General features: G+C 33.8%; 16 protein-coding genes. 1 reads left to right on the forward strand and 15 read right to left on the reverse strand.

Going from position 1 to position 20131, the window contains the following annotated elements; all coding sequences use genetic code 11:
• Positions 1-37 precede the first annotated feature (37 nt).
• From C1X07_RS03925 to C1X07_RS03955, 7 genes are all read right to left on the reverse strand, one after another.
• On the reverse strand, positions 38-436 hold the full coding sequence (locus tag C1X07_RS03925; RefSeq protein ID WP_103068640.1) for an SMI1/KNR4 family protein: 399 nt from the start codon (positions 434-436) through the stop codon (positions 38-40).
• Positions 437-611: 175 nt separating this feature from the next.
• Positions 612-1181 (reverse strand): SMI1/KNR4 family protein, encoded by a 570-nt coding sequence (locus tag C1X07_RS03930; RefSeq protein ID WP_103068641.1) that lies wholly within the window; start codon positions 1179-1181, stop codon positions 612-614.
• A gap of 177 nt (positions 1182-1358) precedes the next feature.
• Positions 1359-1739 carry a hypothetical protein gene (locus C1X07_RS03935; RefSeq protein WP_103068642.1) on the reverse strand — a complete coding sequence of 127 codons (381 nt, stop codon included), beginning with the start codon at positions 1737-1739 and terminating at the stop codon, positions 1359-1361.
• Positions 1740-1741: 2 nt separating this feature from the next.
• Complete coding sequence (locus tag C1X07_RS03940; protein WP_128755186.1) at positions 1742-5596, reverse strand: fibronectin type III domain-containing protein; 3855 nt, start codon at positions 5594-5596, stop codon at positions 1742-1744.
• Positions 5597-5776: 180 nt separating this feature from the next.
• Positions 5777-6616 (reverse strand): NADAR family protein, encoded by an 840-nt coding sequence (locus tag C1X07_RS03945; RefSeq protein WP_206604208.1) that lies wholly within the window; start codon positions 6614-6616, stop codon positions 5777-5779.
• A 1-nt stretch (position 6617) separates the two neighbouring features.
• Entirely contained in the window at positions 6618-7559 is a 942-nt protein-coding gene (locus C1X07_RS03950) for an ADP-ribosyltransferase family protein (RefSeq protein ID WP_103068644.1), read from the reverse strand.
• Complete coding sequence (locus C1X07_RS03955; RefSeq protein WP_103068645.1) at positions 7559-7828, reverse strand: hypothetical protein; 270 nt, start codon at positions 7826-7828, stop codon at positions 7559-7561. The genes C1X07_RS03950 and C1X07_RS03955 overlap by 1 nt, the downstream gene beginning before the upstream one ends.
• Here C1X07_RS03955 and C1X07_RS25465 point away from each other — a divergent pair.
• Entirely contained in the window at positions 7822-7890 is a 69-nt protein-coding gene (locus C1X07_RS25465) for a hypothetical protein (protein ID WP_394335663.1), read from the forward strand. The genes C1X07_RS03955 and C1X07_RS25465 overlap by 7 nt on opposite strands.
• Before the next feature lie 172 nt (positions 7891-8062).
• On the opposite strand, the gene C1X07_RS03960 is transcribed toward C1X07_RS25465, so the two are convergent.
• The 8 genes from C1X07_RS03960 to C1X07_RS03995 all read right to left on the reverse strand — a co-directional run bounded on the left by C1X07_RS03960 (position 8063) and on the right by C1X07_RS03995 (position 20130).
• Positions 8063-8341, reverse strand: coding sequence for a hypothetical protein (locus C1X07_RS03960; protein WP_103068646.1), 279 nt, complete (start codon positions 8339-8341; stop codon positions 8063-8065).
• A 13-nt stretch (positions 8342-8354) separates the two neighbouring features.
• A complete protein-coding gene (locus C1X07_RS03965) occupies positions 8355-11297 on the reverse strand; it encodes a hypothetical protein (RefSeq protein ID WP_128755187.1) in 2943 nt (980 codons plus the stop codon).
• A gap of 269 nt (positions 11298-11566) precedes the next feature.
• Complete coding sequence (locus C1X07_RS03975) at positions 11567-13810, reverse strand: fibronectin type III domain-containing protein (protein ID WP_103068649.1); 2244 nt, start codon at positions 13808-13810, stop codon at positions 11567-11569.
• 108 nt (positions 13811-13918) lie between these two features.
• Positions 13919-14374 (reverse strand): lipocalin family protein, encoded by a 456-nt coding sequence (locus C1X07_RS03980; protein ID WP_103068650.1) that lies wholly within the window; start codon positions 14372-14374, stop codon positions 13919-13921.
• 80 nt (positions 14375-14454) lie between these two features.
• Complete coding sequence (locus C1X07_RS03985) at positions 14455-15807, reverse strand: PKD domain-containing protein (protein WP_103068651.1); 1353 nt, start codon at positions 15805-15807, stop codon at positions 14455-14457.
• Between the two features lie 201 nt (positions 15808-16008).
• Entirely contained in the window at positions 16009-16368 is a 360-nt protein-coding gene (locus C1X07_RS03990) for a four helix bundle protein (protein WP_103068803.1), read from the reverse strand.
• A gap of 206 nt (positions 16369-16574) precedes the next feature.
• Positions 16575-16760, reverse strand: coding sequence for a hypothetical protein (locus C1X07_RS24750; RefSeq protein ID WP_128755188.1), 186 nt, complete (start codon positions 16758-16760; stop codon positions 16575-16577).
• Positions 16753-20130, reverse strand: coding sequence for a T9SS type A sorting domain-containing protein (locus tag C1X07_RS03995; RefSeq protein ID WP_103068652.1), 3378 nt, complete (start codon positions 20128-20130; stop codon positions 16753-16755). Before C1X07_RS03995 ends, C1X07_RS24750 begins: the two co-directional genes overlap by 8 nt.
• Position 20131: the final 1 nt, after the last annotated feature.

Raw genomic sequence — 20131 nt, forward strand, 5'->3', positions numbered from 1 at the left:
ATTAAAACTCCTATATAATAGGACTATCTTATACCGATTAAGATATTAAATCCTCTTCTGAATACAATCTCGAAAGAAACTCTTCAAAAGAATTTGAGATATACTCTGTTTCATATACTTCTTCTCCATTATCAACAATTCCTTCATGTTTCCACAAAATAATATTAGGTTCAAGATTATCCGTATTATAATCAAAACATAAATAATCACCACTTGGTTCTGAACCAAAGGGATAAACTTTAAACGGTAATATGTCTTTAATTCTAGAATGAACATCTAGCACATTATTTGAATTGTTCAAATTAAAGTCTAGTAAATTACTAAAAACCTTCTCTTTTGACATATCTGTATCAAATATGTTTTTTGTCGGATAACCTCCATTATTTTCTAAAATAATTTTCCGAAAATACTGTGCAATTTTACCCCAAATTTTAATTCAATTGTTTCTAAAAAAAGTTTATCATTAAGCGTTTCAATATACTTCCATTCCATAATTAACTGTTCTATTTTTGCTTTTACCTATCTATTCTCTATATTTTTTTACCACTCATATGTCTTGATAAGCCATGCGCAACTTCATCTATTAGTATTGATAGAACTGGAAATGCATTTTACACACTATTTTCTTTTACTCTCCAAAAATCTTCTCCCCAATTTTTATAAAATTTTTCAGTATCTATTTTCTCATCGAAATTTTCAAAATTTACTACAATTGGCTTGATGTTTAGGAGTACTTCATAGATATTATTAGCAATAAAATTAATTTCCTCAGTATCTTGAGTTAAATATATTTCATCTTGATTATCTTCATTAATCCCTACTAATAAACCTCCATTAAAACCATGAATACTTATAGGTAATAAACCATATTGGTTAACATAATGTTTGTACCCTTCACAAATAAATAATTCATTTATATCCATGAAATTTTCTAAAGATAGCTCATCATCATCTATACTATAAGAATCCTTATTTTTAGAAGAATATATATAGGCAATAAAACTATTTGCTTCCCTAGAATCAGAAACTTTATAGGTTTGATGAGTAAAATAAGGATTAAGAACATTCAAAAAACTCTTATAAACAGGAGGTAACTGTACTTCATTTTGCTTTTCTATTTCTTCGATATTAATTTTTTTATTTCGAAATCTTAAAAAACTAATTTGTTCTTTATTTATCATAATATTTATTTCCCAGTTGAATCCAAGCGAAAAAATACCTAGTACTGATTTAGTGTTGGCATTATTCTATATTATCAAATTTCCCATCCATTACACCTATTTTAAACAAAAAAATAGAAGAAACAAATCAATTACTCCCTCATGAAAATTTATATCCTTTGTCTGATCATCTTAAAACTAAGATTCTTCATTCATAGATTCCCAATACCTTTGTTCCTGAGGAATTAAATCAAGAAAAACTTTTATATCTTCAATCCAAACCCCTTTCCATATTTCGGGTACTCTATCTTCTAAAGCTTGGTCATAATAATTATTTACTAATTCCTTATTATCAAAATCAATCAATAGTTGAGGAAGATTATTTTTTAATAAATCTATTGTATATAATGACAAGTCTAATTCAAACTTAGCTATAAATTCAAAATAACTCTTATCATTAATTTCACGATCCCAATCATCAAGTAACCAAGTAGAGTTTTCTGAATAATAAAAAGCTCCATTCCCGTTTTTTATAATATAAACTACGATGCCACCACTTAAAATTAAATTATCATTCATTATTATTCTATTACTTTAACACTACCTTTTATATAATTTTCTTCTATTAAAGTTTGCCAAGACTCCTTAATTCCAAAAGGATTTCCCGGTTGATTATAATCCACTATTTGAGGAGAATTATTATTCAAAGCATTTGATCCAGATTTATGTTGCGGGATTGCATCTTGTTTTAACTTATCATCTAACCATTTCGGAACTTTGAATTCAACTATTGTACCATTAGGTCTATTAGCTGGTGTTTTGGTTATAACCTTTCCATTAATATTTGTTCCCGTCCCATTTACATAGTATGCAGCATGATCAATATTATCAGTACTAAAATACAATTCTTTTGTTTTATCAGCAAAAGACATATTACCATTAGCTTCTAAAACTAACAATTCTCTACTTGTAGCACTACCAGAACCACCACCTTGAACTCTATAATATTTTACAGTACCAGAACCTCCAATACCTTTTTCGTATTGAGTCATTTTCTTTAAACAAGTCAAATAATCATTAGGCTTGTCTATTCTAAAAGAAGGAATCCCGTCAGCAATTTTTTTCCATGCTAAAGAACTTATTTCTCCAGATTCCATAGCAGCTTTCAGACCACTATTTTTTCCTAGTTCTAAAATTAATTCATCTGCTTGGTTTGTTGGAAGTTTATTAAAAATCTTAGAACGCAAGGCATTTGATATTTCACCCCCGGCGTTATTGACACCTCCTGCCTTTTTAACAGCAGCTTTATACTTCCCTTTCGCATCTTCAATAATATTAAAAACACGATCAGAGATACTTGTTCCATCATCTAAATTTACTCTATACCCCTCAGGAGTAATTAATTGTCCAACAGGTTGTAAGTTCTCATCAATACTCTCTGATAGGGCTTTTATATATAGGGTAAGCTTTTCTTTATTCAAAGTCGCTATTCTTTGCCCTTCAATTAGGATATCTCCAGTTATATTATCAATCTTGACCAATACTTTTTTACTAAGTTTTCCTATGCCCACCACCATTTCTTGTAATTTGGATGGTATCGCTTGCAAGGCTTTAAAAGTAGTAGATGTAATCTTCCCTGTTTTCAAAAAAACCTTTACCTCGCCATATCCAATAAATAAAGAAGCAACATCAAAAATCAACTTGCCTTGGTTATATCTCGCTTGAGGGTCAAAAGCTAATGTTTCATCTACATACTTCCCAAATTCTTTTTTTATAGTGTCAGTAACAGAACTTACTAGTTTGTCTTCCTCATCCAACTGACGGATCAAGACAACAATATCTATAGTTTGTTGCCGTATTTTATAAGCTTCAGCATTTAGGAAAAAAGGATCAAGAGGATCCCATGCAGCTTTAAATTTATAGAGATCAACTACCATTTCTAATCCTTCCCACGCAGCGTCGATAAAACCAGCATAATATGCCATGGCAGGATTAACATTATGATCCCATAAACATTTAGGAACAATTCCTTTTTTCTGAGATTTAAAATCCTCAGCACATTTTTTTGTAAAACCTAGGACTGATTTAAGAACATCATAGGTAGAATATCCAGCTATTAATTCTTCATTCACGAATGGAATATGATCTTTATATTCTTCTAATAACAGATCCAAATGCTCTGAAGTATTGATTATAGCAGACCCTATAGATTCTTTGATATTGGTTGTAAGTATATCATTATAAAGCTTTACATATTCTTCTTTTACAATGTTTAATGCTCCAAAAAAGTTGTCTTTAAATGATATCTTATATTTAAGCATTTGCTCTTTGAGGTCGTAGTGTGCCCATAACAAATGCTCATTACCCGGATTAGCCACCCATTGTTTTATACTATCAATACTTTTCTGGGTAGTTTCAGAATTAGTAATAATCAATTTTTTATTACTTCCAAGAGTCTCTATAATTTTTTGATTATCCTTTGCATAATCAGTAGAAGAATATAGTACTGGAAGATTCAGATTACCAATACCATCAACTGATTTTGGGTTATCACTATTCTCTATTTTGGAAAGTTTAATAGTACCATCAAAATAACTATCGTTACCAATGGTAATATCTTTATCGTTACTAATGCCTAATCTGTTCTCTAAATTATCAGCAGCTTTTTTTACTTTTTCAGCTTTTTCTTTTGCGTTTTCTAGTTTTTCTTTTGCCTGTTCCTGTAATTCTTTTTTCTTTTCGGCATCTTCTTCATTTTCTGCCAATTCCCGTAATCTGTCTACCTCTTCTTTTTCCTTTTCTAACTCATTAGTCTGTTCTTCTATCGACAGACGTTCTGCATCAATCTCATTTCTTTCTTCTTGTGATATACTTCCATCATTTTGTAACTCCTCAACTCTTTCTTCTATACGATTGGTAGCATTAAAAATATCAGCTATTATACCTCCTAAACTTTTCAGAGCATCAATCTCATCACTAATATCATCGACCCCTCCCCAGTTTTCATCATAATCGGTAACGACAACGCCATCTAATAGCTGGTAATCGGTATTAATTCTAATCCCATCAAAACTTACTTTAAGCCTTGTATCTTGTAAATAGGGCACTACAATATATCCCCATCCAGAAAAAGATCCATTGGCTCCTGTGACCTCTTTTATCGTCACCGGAAAGTCTCCTGCTGTAAATACTTCGTTTACCACCAGAGTTTCCAGAGGGTCCTGATTCGTTATTACAATTTCTGGCGTGATCCCACAGTTATAGGTGGATTCTTGATCTGCTGCCAGTGTGGTCGTAAATTCATAAATCTGAGAATATGTAAAAGGTCCATTATCCAAACACTGCCCTCCTACTCTAAACTCATAGGTAGTACCAGGCTCGAGATTATATATATTGGTATATTGATTGATGGTACTGCTATCAAACCAGATTGCATTTTCTGTGTCTTTTTTGCGGTACTGTACATTGTAGCGTAGGTGATCTACTCCCTGCCAAAGAATTTTTTCTGTAGTTGTGTTTTTTGCTTCTGCCAGGATATATTCTGGTTCTGCACAACTACCGGTATAGGTAAAATAATAAATTTCACTATAACCATTATTTTTAAATACTGAGGTCTCACTTATCCCATCACTAACCATGGCACGAACACGCCAGCCATAGGTTTTATCAGGTAATAAAGGAGTTTCTCCCGGACCATATAATAAAGTAGTGGCAAATGTATTGTTTTGATATATGGGGCGACTCGCCAAAAATGCTGCCTGTGGATCCATCTGATTATCCCAAATCTCTGCCAGTGTAAATTCATATTCTACATTGGTAGCATTAAGATGTCTGGGAGTCCACTGAAATATAATATTTTGAGGATCGCGCATGAGTACCTGCTCCCCGCGATTGGGTAAGTTTAAGAAAGGAGGATCATTAAGTACCAGATATACTGCGGTGCAACTTTTGCGAGAAATCTGTTGTCCCGATTGTGAGTCATACACCTCAAAACAAAAACGATATAAGCCCTCGGGAAATGGCACACTATACTGTTGAGGGGTGATCCCTATAAGGTTTTGAAATTGAAAATAGGGTTGTAGATCAAAATTGGTGAGTCGTAGTGGTACTCCTCCATCCAGAAAAATAGGATTGGCGCCAATTACAACATCGGTGCTTTGTATAGCTAAGCCAGCGTTGTTCTCTACATAAAATTTTAAATTAACCTGCCGATTGGATTCTGTGATATCGGTTAGTAACAGGTTAAGAATTAATTTATCTGAAGATGCCGTAGCATATTCTGATAGTTTTAAACTATAAGGAGGTATTACCAGTGGAGTTACATTAACAGGAAATACCTGAGCAATTGCAATATATGGGCATATCAATAAAAGGACAAAAACGGTATGTACCCATATCCTGTATCGTGTAGTCTTCTGATAGTAATTATGCTTCATATGATAAAACCCGAGTTAATTTTGTGTTTTTTATTTTCTGGTCGGTAGACCAATTCAATGGCATAAAACAGGTTGTTTACTAACAACCTGTTTTATCAATACTTGTTTATTATCTCGAGTAGTAATAATCATAGGTTTTAGAAGCTCCTTCGCTATCAGGTCCTTCAATCGATTTTGTAATTAATACTCTCCTGTAATTTCTATTCTGATTTTGGTAAGTATTTCTCCTAATAGATTTTTGCCTTGCCAAGTTTCTCTATTTTGTACTCTGGGATCATCTTCTGCTAGACCAATACCCCAAGTTTTATCATTAGGTGCTGCTTCTACAAGAGTAGTTCCTTTTGTGGCAATTAAAGCCTTTTTTAAATCTTCATTTTGGGTAAACTTTGCTTTATTAGCATCATAGACAACATAAGCTTTAAAAACTTCCCATGTTTCTAATATTTCCTCTGTCATTTTCACAGAACGTCCTATCTGCTTTTGCTTTTTTGGGTCTTTTGTTGATAATACCTCCTGTGCCGCGTCAAAATCTAAGGACAGTAAACATTTATGGTACATCATGTACTGTTCTGTTGATGAAAACACCTGTTTATTATCAAATCTTTTCAGTAAGTAATCAGAAGCTCTAAACATACGCCCCCCTATAAAGTTACATTTATGCCACTGAGAAAAAGGTGATTTTGTTGCCCAAAAAAAAGTAAATTTTTCTTCTTTACGTTCTTTTGCTTTTAACAACAATTCATCTCCTAAAGTTAAGCCTATAACATGATTGGCGGCAGGTTGAAAGCTTCGTAAATGCTTTATCTCTAATTCTCTCTGTGTCATTTTAGAGTACTCCTTTTCAGCTTCTTGACGTTGAATACGCCCTTTAGCTTTTCCATATTCTATAAGTTTACGAGCTGGTAATTTATCCAAAAAATCACTTCCAAATGAATCTAATTTTTCTTCTAATTCAACAAGTTCCTTTGCTAAATCATTATCTATAACACTAGACAAAACTTTATTTAGTAAATCTTTCATATTAAAATTCTCTCAAAACTATTTCAAAAATTCCTTCCGTATTTTTTTCTGCGGATTCTACTATAAATTTCGTACCACTTTTAAATAAAACTTCTGCTTGATTTTCTCCCACTACTTTAGTATAGTGCGACATATCATTAATATCAATACCTGTTTTTGATTGTATATAATATTTAGCTTGAATCTTATTAGGATCCCTAAATTTTTCTATAAAATCATCTGCTACTTTTTCTAATTTACTAGACGATGTAAAAGCATCTTCTGTAATTTCCTTTCCTACATTATTGATATACTTATTGATCACTAAAGATTCATCTAAATTAGCCCCTCTAAAAACTAATTTATCATATAATTTAGTGTTTTTCAATTTATCCAAAGTAGCATTCATCATTTTCTGATGTAATTCGAGTTTTCCTGTTAAGGCTTGTCCTGCGTTTAATGGGTTATTCAAGTTCTTGGAAGACGCTGTATATCTGTATATACTAATGATTTCTAGTTCATCTAACTCTGGATAACTGGTTTTAAACTCATCAAGCAATCCACTTTTCTCCAATGACTTTTTAGCTTTTCTAAAACTCGAACCACTTTTGCCCCATAAAAGAGCTCTTTCGGCATCTGTTATCAGTTTACCCCCAGTATTATTGATCTTCCAAGCATTATATCCACCATCAAAAGCCTTAATTTTGTCAATATTCTTGCTTACCAATTCGAGTTCACTGATATTTATTCGTATTGCATCATCGACCCCTTCATCACTTAAGACCTTCCACGCATCCAGTAAATCAGGATTTTCATCAATTGCTTTTGCTAATGCCTTGCCGTTTATTGAAGTCTCATCCGTATCTTTTTTAAACCGTTCCCATTCGCAATCTTGCGCCAAAGAAAGCACTGTATTGCATAAAAAGAGGAAAATTGCCAGATATATTTTTATAATTCGTTTCATTAGTTACAATCAAAGTTTTTAGATTTTTTAAGCACCTTGGGGTTTCTTCTTAATTTAGGATTTACACCAGCTTTTTCCATTTTAACCCACACAGATAACAAATCAGGATTATTACCAATATCATCAATCACCTCTTTAGAGGCATTTGCAAAATCATCAAGAAAAGCCTTACCACCATCAGGCAACCCTAATTCAGCAATTTTATCCTCAAAATCAGATTCAATACATCGGTTAGTGAATTTCTTGTTATGAACGTGATGAAATGACACCTAGTATCGATACCGCTAAAAAAATAGCTAATTTATTAGATAATTCTGTAAGGTATTATTAGGTAAAACGAAGAAGCTGACCTTTTAAAAACCCTGAGACACAACGGTTCAAGGATATTCTTTCTTTTCTTAAAGATAAACAAAACATATCCTATTTGCCATAGATTCTATGATTAAAGCTACTAAATTAGAAAATAAATGAGTGCTTATCTCTAAAAGAAAAATTCAATCGAATTATAAAACTTGTCTTATTTTTTTATATAAAATATCCATAGGCTTTAACTCTATTCCTTCTGGAATTTTTAATGTAATATCCGCTCCATAAGCTTGTGGTACTTCCATTACATCTTTTCGATACATCTCTAATCGCTCAATAGAAATTAACATATCAGGACAAGTTTCTAAAAATAATTCGTCTTTTATACTGTAATCATTAATTGCTCGGCCAGAAAGAAAAACTATTCCATTATTACTAGAATGAACCATAGCGACTAATATAGCCTTTTTTTTCATGTTATTTTAATTATTAGTTATTAATTATTCTCATGAACTCAGTAACTTCTTTTGGAGTCAACTTTCTCGTATTTTCGATATAGTAAGCCACATCTTCAACCGTTTTAAAACTAGAACTGCTTGGTAAATCTATTCCAAAATTCTTCAATGCTTGTCTGGCTTGTTCTATCGGTATTTCTTTAGTTACGTAGTTTGAAAAATTTGAAGGAGATATCTCTAAGGCAAGTTCCATTTCAGATTTTGAAAGTATATTAGGAAAGCCTAGGTCTACATTTTTTAAGCTATTCACATCTGATACTTTCAAAACCCCTTTTCCTCCCGAAAGGTAATCTGAGTTTAATCCAAAAATAACAGAAGATGCAGGATCTACAGATGTTGAAGTAATTCCAACAGCTGCATTACCTTTACCTCCAAAATTTTGTGATGTCCCTCTGAAAATATGTTCTACAGGAACATCATCAGTAATAATTTTATTTAAGATATTCATATCATTAACTCCATCTAAGTATGAAGAAACAGAACTTATTTGAGTAGCATTATTTTTGTGCTTAGAAATATAATTTAACAAATCATCAAAAAGTTTCTCATTTGTACTTAGATTAAATCGATCGATCAAACCACTAACATTGCTTCGTTCTGAGCCTAAAAACAAATCCATTAAAATCTCTCCATTAACTTCATGATAAGAAACATTTCTAACTATGTCGTCAAGTTTAGATTTTAAATTTTGAGGTACTAATTCTATTAATCCGTCATACCTCTCTTTAATAATATCATTAGCAAATTTTAATTCACCTCTTCTACCCCCTATATTTTGACCAGAGGTGTTTTTTCCTCCTATATTTTTACTAATTACATCACCATTCTGATTAACTGTACGTAAATCAATATCGGTAACAGTAATCGGTTTATCACGAATACCCAGATGCTTATCTGCATTACCTCCTTTGGCAACAATACTGCTAATATCACCATTATTCATAGCTTTAACAACATTTTGCCGTTTTGAAGTTAACGATCCTGAAATATCATCTAAGGATTTTTTGTTGTTTTCAAAAACGATACGATAAATACTTTGCCCTCCTTCTTCTAACTCTTCCAACAAAGGCACTCTTATGGTAATCTTATCACCGTTTTTGATAGTGACCTCTAAAGTGATGTTAGCTCCTTGCTTTTTGATTTTTCTAGAGATATTTCCAGAAACATTTTCAATAATCTGATCATTAATATTTGTTTCGGTATCGGCAGCAATATCTTTTATTGTATTTTTAACCCCCTCATTACTTATTTCACTTACATATTCTTCTATAGATTCTCCTAATTCTTCTTCAACCTTAAAACTAGATTTAATATATTTTGCTATTTTTTTATCCAAACTATTAGAAACTCCCAATGCCTTAAATAGATCATCTTTATACTCTTTTACACCTGTCCTTAAATCTTTTTTAAAAGTGGGACCAAAATCATCTGAAAGCTTACGCCATGCCTTCATGAATTCTTTAGGATTTTTTTTGATAAGAGTTGATAATCTTTTAAAAACATATCCCAATGCTTTATCTGTAGGGCCATCGATAAAAATATACTTTACCACATTTTGTACACATCCTTTTAGGTCTACGGTTACTTTTGCATTACTTGCGTCCATAGTTTCCCAATTCATATTCTCTATTTTAATACCATCTTGCAGACATGCCAAAACCAATTTATGTCGTGTGCTAAGGGAATAAGCAGCATCTAAAACTTCTTGACCTAATTCAAATTTATCAATTGAAAGAAAAGCTTTATGCCAACGTTGATTATCATCTTTAATGGATGTAATCTCTTCACCACCAAAATAATAATTGGTAATAGTCTGAATAGCAATGTTGGTAGCCACGGCTATTGATATCTCTTTGGCTTTTTCTTTTCCGATCTGACGTAATGCTTCGGTTCCTGCTATAGAAGCGGCTGGTATCGCCAGAGCTATATATAAGGGAATAGCGATTAGAGTTTCTGTCATTGTCATCCACTCAGATTTTTCTATATCTTCTCCCCACGGAACTATATTTTTAAGAATACAAGGGTTGTTTTCTGCATGTCTTCTAAACTCTGGAAATTCAGTCATTATAGGTTTATTCCTATACTCTGCTAATAATTCTTCACAATCTTTATAATCAAAATCTTCATGAAAATATACGGTAATTGCCTTTATAACTTTGGCTATTTTTTGCTCTGTATTAGAAAGTCCAAACTCGGGATCTCTATTATTATAAATGGTCTTAAACTTTCCTTTTTCTAAAGGTTTTTCTAATTTAGGTGTATACAATGTATAAGAAAAACCCTTTGATTTTATATACGTATCTTCACTATCTACTTTGCGAATTACCTCTCTTATAGAGTAATTTGTAAAAGGTAATAATATGTTTGGTTTGTCACTTTTACTTAATTTTGAACCTTTATAAACTTCTACCACTAAATCTCGAAATGTTTGAGAGAAGGTGAGAAAAGTTTTTAATTCTTTTTCACTTCGTTCGCTAAAATCCTTATTTTTTATAAGCTTAGTAATATAACTTTCTTTTTGAGCCATTGATGACATATCACTAGGAAAAATAGGAGTCAAAATTTTGTTCTCATAATCAGTAAAAGCTACATATACAGCTGTCGTACTATAAGAATTAAGTTTTATAAGGTGATTATTAAGATTAGTTAAATACTCATTTCTAATTTGTGTATCCTTTGTCTTGTCAATAATATATTTTAGTTCTTCTAGGGTTCCACCAGCTATATATATGTACCAAGATGAAGAAAGATCATTTGTATTTGCTGCTTTTTGGTTATGATCAACCAAATAATCCAATTGCTTTATAGTATTTTTAACAAATGAAGATTTAATTTTCTCATCATAACTAATATCACTAAAAGCATAACCTGCCTGTACAAAATAGAGTAACAATATTGGTAATATTCTTAATATCATACTACTTCTTTTTTGCTTTAATCTCATTTATAAAATTCTTCCCAAAACCCAATCCAACGATTAATGGAATACATCGAACCACCCAAAAACCGTATTTATTTTGAGCAATTGCATATATAATAGAACGCGTCATCCTATTTTTGGTTGTAACCGCACCATCTATGTAATCTTTATCAACTACAATAAAATCTTCAAAGCATATGAATATATATATACCTACTAAGCAAAGAACTAAAGAAAACCAAGTTTTTATACTATACATAATCTTTCTAAATATTTTCTATTAATATATTACTAAACAATTTTGTTAACTCTTCAACCAAAAAATCTACAATTTCTGAATTAGCCTGTCCTTGATCGATACGTTGTTTCATCAAAACTAATACATTCGTTTCTTGAGCTTTTAACTTTTCTAAAAAACCAATAAACGTTTCACTTTTACTATCAGATTCATTTAAAATTTTAGCAAATAAATAAACCCCTAGTTTTAATTCTACCTTATTTAATTCTCTTTGAATCTCACCTACTTCTACCGTCTCCAGTTCTTCAACAACCTCATTATCGAAAACGAAATAATTATTATTTTCTATTGAATTGTGACTTTCTATTATTTCATTTGCTTTATTTACTTGCTCCTCTGAAATATCTTTTCCTTCTCTATAAATTTTGTTTATGGCTTTTTTTAATAAATCGGCTACTTTAATTTTATATTTATCTGCAGCTTCATTAACTTCTTTTAGTTCACTTTGGGCTCCTTTAAATTTACTTTCTGCGATATCCATTTCCTCTTTAGCCGCTTCCCTTTCTGCTTCAGAGGCATCTTCATTTTCATATATTTGTCTTGCTTCTTGATATGCATAACTTGCTTCTTGCATATCGGTAGCAGCATCTTGCATATCTTCTTTTATGCTATCAGGCAAGCTTTCTTTATCAATGTGATTTACTATAGTTCCTGCAATCTGGTCAATCTTGTCTTTTGTAGCCGAACTAATGTCCAAATTAAGAGCTTCAATAATAGCATCCCCAAAGCTAATCAACACTTCCAACTCATCACTAATATCATCAACTCCTCCCCAGTTCTCATCATAATCGGTTACCACAACGCCATCAAGTAACTGGTAATCGGTATTAATACTAATCCCATCAAAACTTACTTTTAGCCTTGTATCCTGCAAATAAGGTACTACAATATATCCCCACCCTGTAAAAGAACCATTGGCGCCAGTAACCTCTTTTACCGTTACCGGAAAGTCTCCTGCTGTAAATACTTCATTGACCACCAGCGTTTCCAGAGGATCCTGATTGGTAATTACTATTTCTGGGGTGATCCCACAGTTATAGGTCGATTCTTCATCTGCCGCAAGTGTGGTCGTAAATTCATAAATCTGAGAGTATGTAAAAGGACCATTATCCAAACACTGCCCTCCTACCCTAAATTCATAGGTAGTGCCAGGCTCAAGATTATAGATATTAGTATATTGATTGATGGTACTGCTATCAAACCATACTGCATTTTCTGTGTCTTTTTTGCGATACTGCACATTGTAGCGCAGGTGATCTATTCCCTGCCATAGAATTTTTTCTGTAGTGGTGTTTTTTGCTTCGGCTAGTACATATTCTGGCTCTGCACAGCTGCCGGTATAAGTAAAATGATAAATCTCGCTATAGCCATTATTTTTAAATACAGAGGTTTCACTTATCCCATCACTAACCATGGCACGTACACGCCACCCATAGGTTTTATCCGGTAATAAAGGTGTTTCTCCCGGACCATATAATAAGGTAGTGGCAAATGTATTGGTTTGATATATGGGACGACTTGCCAAAAATGCGGCTTGCGGATCCATCTGATTATCCCAAATCTCTGCCAGTGTAAATTCATATTCTACATTGGTAGCATTAAGATGCCGGGGAGTCCACTGAAATATAATATTTTGAGGATCTCGCATGGGTACCTGCTCTCCTCTATTGGGTAAGTTTAAAAAAGGGGGATCGTTAAGTACCAGATATACTGCGGTGCAACTTTTACGAGAAATTTGTTGTCCTGATTGTGAGTCATATACCTCAAAACAAAAACGATATAAGCCCTCGGGAAATGGTACACTATATTGCTGAGGGGTAATCCCTATAAGGTTTTCAAATTGAAAATACGATTGTAGATCAAAATTGGTGAGTCGTAGCGGCACTCCTCCATCCAGAAAAATAGGATTGGCGCCAATTACAACATCGGTGCTTTGTATAGCTAAGCCAGCATTGTTCTCTACATAAAATTTTAAATTAACCTGCCGGTTCGATTCTGTAATATCGGTAAGTAACAGGTTAAGAATTAACTTATCTGAAGATGCCGTAGCATATTCTGATAGTTTTAAACTATAAGGGGGGATAACCTGTGGAGTTACATTAACAGGAAATACCTGAGCAATTGCAATATATGGGCATATCAATAAAAGTACAAAAATGGTATGTACCCATATCCTGTATCGTGTAGTATTCTGATGGTAATTATGCTTCATATGATAAAACCCGAATTGTTATACTTTTATTTTCTGGTCGGTAGACCGGTAAATAGCAGACTGCCTATTTTTTTGAATACAAACAGTCTGCTTAAATTATACTACATATTACTGTTTTTGGAAACTATAAGAATAACTTGATTTACCCGTTGAGGTATCTACATCGTATGCATAGGTTAAATAAGATATACCTACGATACAAGTAATAGAAGGAGTAGTCCCGTCATCAAAGGTAAGCTTAAAACGTGGAGTAGTACCAGCAGTCCCATCCGTTACCCACTTGCCATTAAGAGTAGACACTAACTTACAATCACCAGAAGTTGCATCTTTTTCATAATATTTATTTACAAATTTACCGTCCTCCGTAAATGAATATGTTTCTAGTAATTCACATGCACCCAACGTACTGGTGCTATCTTTACCATCTATAGAAAATGTAGATAGTTTCCATACTCCACCGGTTATTGATAAGTTATCCGGTCTACTATCGCCATCATCGCTACTGCAATTGGTGGTTGTTAAAGAGATAGCGGTAATAAGGGTAATTAAAAAAAGGTTTTTCATTCTTAATAGAATTTTAAATTTAAAAAATTGATTATTATAATTGTTCACATTAACTGACTTTCTATTCTTTTATTTTATTTCTATAGGGCTTCTTTTTGTACTTTGATATCTACCAAAATATAGGAGTTGGCTCCATCATCAACAAAATCTTTGATTTTAATAGCTCCTTTGGTTCCTTCCTGAGTTTGAAATAATACAATTCTAGGTTGCATCGTATCATCAAAACTTTGTAGTCCCCCCGGGGTCTCTTCTATAACCATGGGTCTGAATAATGCATCATCCTGCATGGCATCAAATTGGGCTGATGTCAAAGACGTAGCACAACCACAGAGTTCCTGAGAGTTAATAAATCTGGTTGTTCTTGGATTCTGAAATTCCTCAAAAGTAGTTCCTCCTAACTGCGCAGGGTTTACAAAGCGGTTTAGCGTAAATGCATTACTTAGCCCAAAAAACACCAAATCGATCTGTGCTTCGATCTCTGATGTCATTTCCGAAGCCATATACACCTTTCGGGTATCAATGCTATAAAAGCTTCCTATGGTATTAGCATGATGTGCGCTATTAACTCCCAACTTTATATCTTTTAACGTTCTAAGATTGGTGTTGGTAAAAAAGGTAATCTCTTTACTACTGGTTTTAGTCTCTTTTCCATTAGTTGCTGTCAGTAGTACCGTTTGGGTTCCCGGGTGTGTGAATACCACCTCCGGGTTTTCCTGATCAGAAACAAATATTGATGCTCCACTAAAATCCCAATGATAGCTGGTAGCACTAGTAGAGTTATTCTGAAGCTGGATTCGCGCTGGCACCTGATAATCATCATCATCAAAAGCGACTTCAAAACCAAAATCAGAAATCAAAAACGGAGCTACCGTTATTGTCTTTTGTATATCATAGGTTTCTCTACCATTACTAATCTCTAAAGTAATCGTATGATCTCCAGGCTCTGTAAACACTACCTCTCCTGGATTCTGACTTGATGATGTTGCAGGAGTTCCCCCTTCAAAAGTCCAGATATAACTATCTGCTCCTGATGATTTGTTATGCAAGGCATACGTAGCAGGAGCAAAATTATCGACCAGATTGGTGACTTCAAAATCTACTAATACGGGGTCGTCTATTTGGATTTCGATTGTTTTACTATCTTTTTCTCCATCCTGATTGGTAGAAAAAAGTTCAATAGTATATGTCCCTTTGGTATCATATTGTATCATTCCGGGATTACGATTTACAGACCTTGATGGTACTCCGCCTTCAAAAGTCCATTCGTAATCATCCCCTCCCTCGGTACGATTAAAAAACACTACCTGAACCGGAATAGAAAAATCATCATTAAATACTTCAAACTCAAAATCTACAATAACCGGTACTGCCTCTTCTTTGGCACAGCCTGTAAGGAGGATAAGAATGGTTAGTATGTATATTATTTTGTTCATTTTGTTTTTATTTAGAGAATCTAAGGTTTAAAGACTTAGAGATGCAAAGACTCAAAGAAGCTTAGACTTGGAGATACTGAGAAGCAAAGTTTCAAAGACTTTTGGAATCTGAGAAGCTTAGACTCAAAGGCTCTTAGAATCTGAGAAGCTTAGACTCAAAGAAGCAAAGACTCAGAGACGTTGCGTTTTCTTGGGCTCTTATCACATTGATTCTTCTACTTTTTTGTTATAACTTGATAACATTCGTTCTAATTCTCTTGTTTTATCATAAATAGTTTCAAATTTATTCTTATTCATGTATTTTAAATTTTTAGCAATCTCTAATTGTGTCTGCATCTCAAATAATGAACTCATTGCAATATTTAAAAACCTTACGTATTCTTTTTTACCTTTTCTTCCATATCCCTCAGCAATATTACTGGGTATAGAAACACATGCTCTTCTTATCTGAGAAGTAAGCCCATAAACCTCTTCCTTAGGAAAATCATTTGTATCTCTATAAACAGTCGTCACTATACTCATAGATTTCTGCCAAATTTTTAAATCCCTAAAGGTACTCATTACTATCTGATCTTTTAATTTTAAAGTTTTAATCAAAGTTCTAAAGAAGCAAAGTTTCAAAGACTTTTAGAACCTGAGAAGCTAAGACTCAAAGTTACAGAGAATCTGAGACTCATAGAATTTTTAATTCTCTATCTCCTCCTCCAAATATTTGCTTCTCAAATTTTCCGCATCTCTGCTTCTTGCTTCTCTCTATACTCCTTTTCTCATCTTAATCTTTGATTCTTTTCTTCTCCCTCTACTCCGTTATATCTCTTGATCTTCTCAGATTCTCTGTAACTTTGAGTCTTTACACCTCTCAACTTCCTCTTAATCTTTGCTTCTTCATCACTCAGCTTCTTTGCTTCTTTGAGTCTCTCTACTTCTCCACCACACATCTCACTTCTACTCAAACACCAATTTACGTGTCTCTGTCCCTTTGGGAGTTTCTAATAATAGTAAGTATACTCCTGTGGGCAATGACAAAGAATAGTCTAACAAAAAGTCCTGATTATTCTTTTCTGATCGCTCATGCATGGTTGCTCCAGACATAAGGTTGATAATCTTCAGGCTAATATTAGCATGTTCTGCCAGCGTAATCTTTGTTTTAAAAGCTCCTCCGTTAGGGTTAGGATATACTATAAACTCTTCTATAAACTCTCCTTGCGAAGCAAAAACTTCTGGTGCTTCTATTGCTGGTTGTACCAATACGGTTTTGGTAAAATCCTGATAACAATCTCCTTGATTCGATCTTAAATTAATATCATAAGGACCCGCCCCATCAAACTTAAGCACCAATTTTTCTTCACTTTCTGAAATCACCTCTACTCCCTCTGGGATAGTCCATTCGATGGTTTCTCCCATTGGATCGCTTACATTTACCAAAATTACCTCCTGATCATCATACGCCTGAGTGGTAATTAAGAAATCAGCATCAATAGGGGTATCAAAAACCTTAACCTCTATCTCTCCAATCCCTATACATCCCAGACTACTGGTTATCGTTGCCGTGTAACGCCCGGCATTGGTAATTTCTACTGCACTATCTGAGCTTACAAAACCATTATCACCAGACCATGAATATACCGCTCCCGGATCGGGTATTGCAATATCAAGTTGTAAAGACTGTCCATTACATAAGGAACGCTCTTGCTCCATAGCAACTACAATTGGATCAGGATTCGTAAGTGTTTCTTCAAAAAAGGCTTTACATCCTTTGTTATCTTCTACTTCTATTCGATATGTTCCTGCAAATAATCCATTAACACTTGTGGTTGTATTCCCTATATCCCAGGTATAGGTATACGGAGGGTTACCACCCGTAATCTCCACTTCTATCTGCCCATCGTTGCCCTCAAAACAAGTAGGATCTACGACTGAAATTGGCGTGATTTCTAACCCATTGGGCTGTTCGATTTTTACACTACCTTCTATACGACACCCTTTGGCATCGGTAACAAATACTAAATAAGTTCCTCCGATCAGATTATTGACCGTAGGAGTATTTTGCCCATTACTCCATTCATAACTATATGGAGGTGTTCCTCCGGTCACCATAACAGTTGCCTCTGCATCATCACCATTAAGACAGGTAACTACCGTATTAGTAAAGGCTATTTCTAATTTATCAGGTTGCGGTAAATATTTTGTTTCATCGGTAGCTTCTACCAACCTATATTCTCTGGATCCATCTGGGGATATAAATTCTTCATAGGTTCCCAGTACAATGCCATTTTTATCTTCTACATTAAGGGCATAGGTTCCTACACTTTGATGATATATAATATTATCATTGGTAGGTATATCTACCCAGATGCCGCCAACTAGTTTTTTCCAGTTATAGCAATAGGGTTTAAAGTTAGCTCTACACTCATCTGCTCCAGCTATAGTATTCTCAAATGGTACTCCACCAGTAACCGTAGCGATCAATGCTCCATCCTGAAATTGATCAGGAATCCCTAATGGACTATTAAAATCAACTCCATCATTATATTCATTTTCGATATGACAAGAAATAGGCAAATGTATATCTATGGTTACTTGTATGGGTTCTGGTTGCTCCAGTGTATATTCTGAATTAATTTGAAAACAACCTGTTTTATACGTGGCTTCATCATACTTAGCATCCCAAACATTTAGATAATAGGTACCAGCACCAATAGAATGTAATGTAAGCTGATACCCTTGATCTCCCGACAATACTTCTGTAAATACTGAATTAAGAACTTGACCCGCTTCATTTTTCCATTCGAACCTATAACTACCGTCAACAAACTTAGACCCTCCAAAAATTCTAGCCATAATTCTACCATCTTCAAAACCAAAAGCGCTAGGTTCATTAAGCAAGGTATAGGCTATACCTATTGGATCTTCTGGCTCTGTAATACTTACTGATACCAGTTTAACCACAGATGTTGGCTCATTACTACTATTTAATTCATAAGCGACACATTCTACGGGATAATCTCTTAAAACCTTTTTTACTTTGATATCATAGTCTCCTGGTTTTACATCTATCATTCTATGTTGTAAACCATTATTAAAATCTATCCATGCAGAAAAAGCACCTCCATCAAGTCTATAGGAATACTGAAATTTCCCAGGATTTCCACCTTTTGCAGTAATCAATATCTCTCCATCATTATTATTATCAGGGTTGCTATCACCATCATCACACCTACTATTAACCCCAACCACAGATTCAATCTCCACCACACTTGGTTGACCAATAGTGAAATTCATAGAATGATCAGCATCCTCTGAATATGTATTATAAGTTCCATAAAACCCAAGTACCGTGGCTCTATAGGTACCTGGGGGTAAATTTTCTAAAGTATATGTATCTCGTTTTCCTGATATAGGATTCACTTGCAATTCTGTAATATCTCCTGTTGAGGGAAAGCTCGTTGATCCAACCTCAGGTAGAATTACTAATTTTTCTCCAGAAAATAATTCTCTAGAAAATGTAAAACGTACACTACCATCAACACTGGAATAACAACTGGTTAAAAATTCTTCTTTAGCGCTAAATGTTGGAGCAGAAGGTACTATCGTATAAGTCCTTGGAGGCACAGAATATCTGCGATCATTACATGAACTCATCCTAAACTGTATCTGTTTTCCTAAATAGGATTCTACAGCTGCCCCCAATATATCTCTTGCACTTATATTCATTATAGGCTTACCGCTGTGAGCCATAGGTACATCATGAAAATTCACAGCATTATCTATACTATATTGCCAAGTATAAACACTAAAGTTTTCTGGAAAACCTGGAGTAGCTTTAACCTCTACCTTTCGATCCATTGGCAAAAAATCATTGATTCCGGGAGATAGAACATCAACCAAAGGTTCTGCGTTAATAGTAATATCAGCAAACCATAATGCATTCCCAAACAGATTGTCTCCATGGTCAGTACTTTCTGAATAAAAACAAGTATAAGGATTCTGTAGCGGAAAGTCTATCGAACTATTTGGTCGGGGACCGCTACAACTACTTCTTTCACGACGCGAAGCCCATAATCTAATCTTATGAATAGTCACATTATCAGGAACAGATATTTGCTTATCAAAATCTATCCTAAAAGGAGCAGTATTATAACTTTGTCTATGTACCTCTCTTACATCTCCATCACTAAGGGTAACCTCGACACCTAGTTCAGCACAATGCGCATTCTTACTATGATGTGCATTTCCATGAACGCTTATCATATACTGTATCTGTGCATTTGATATAGTAACTCCAAAAAGAATGTATACAATAATTACTATTTTCTTCTTCATA

Origin of the sequence: Aquimarina sediminis (genome assembly GCF_002895435.1) — a bacterium.
Taxonomy (GTDB): Bacteria; Bacteroidota; Bacteroidia; order Flavobacteriales; family Flavobacteriaceae; genus Aquimarina; species Aquimarina sediminis.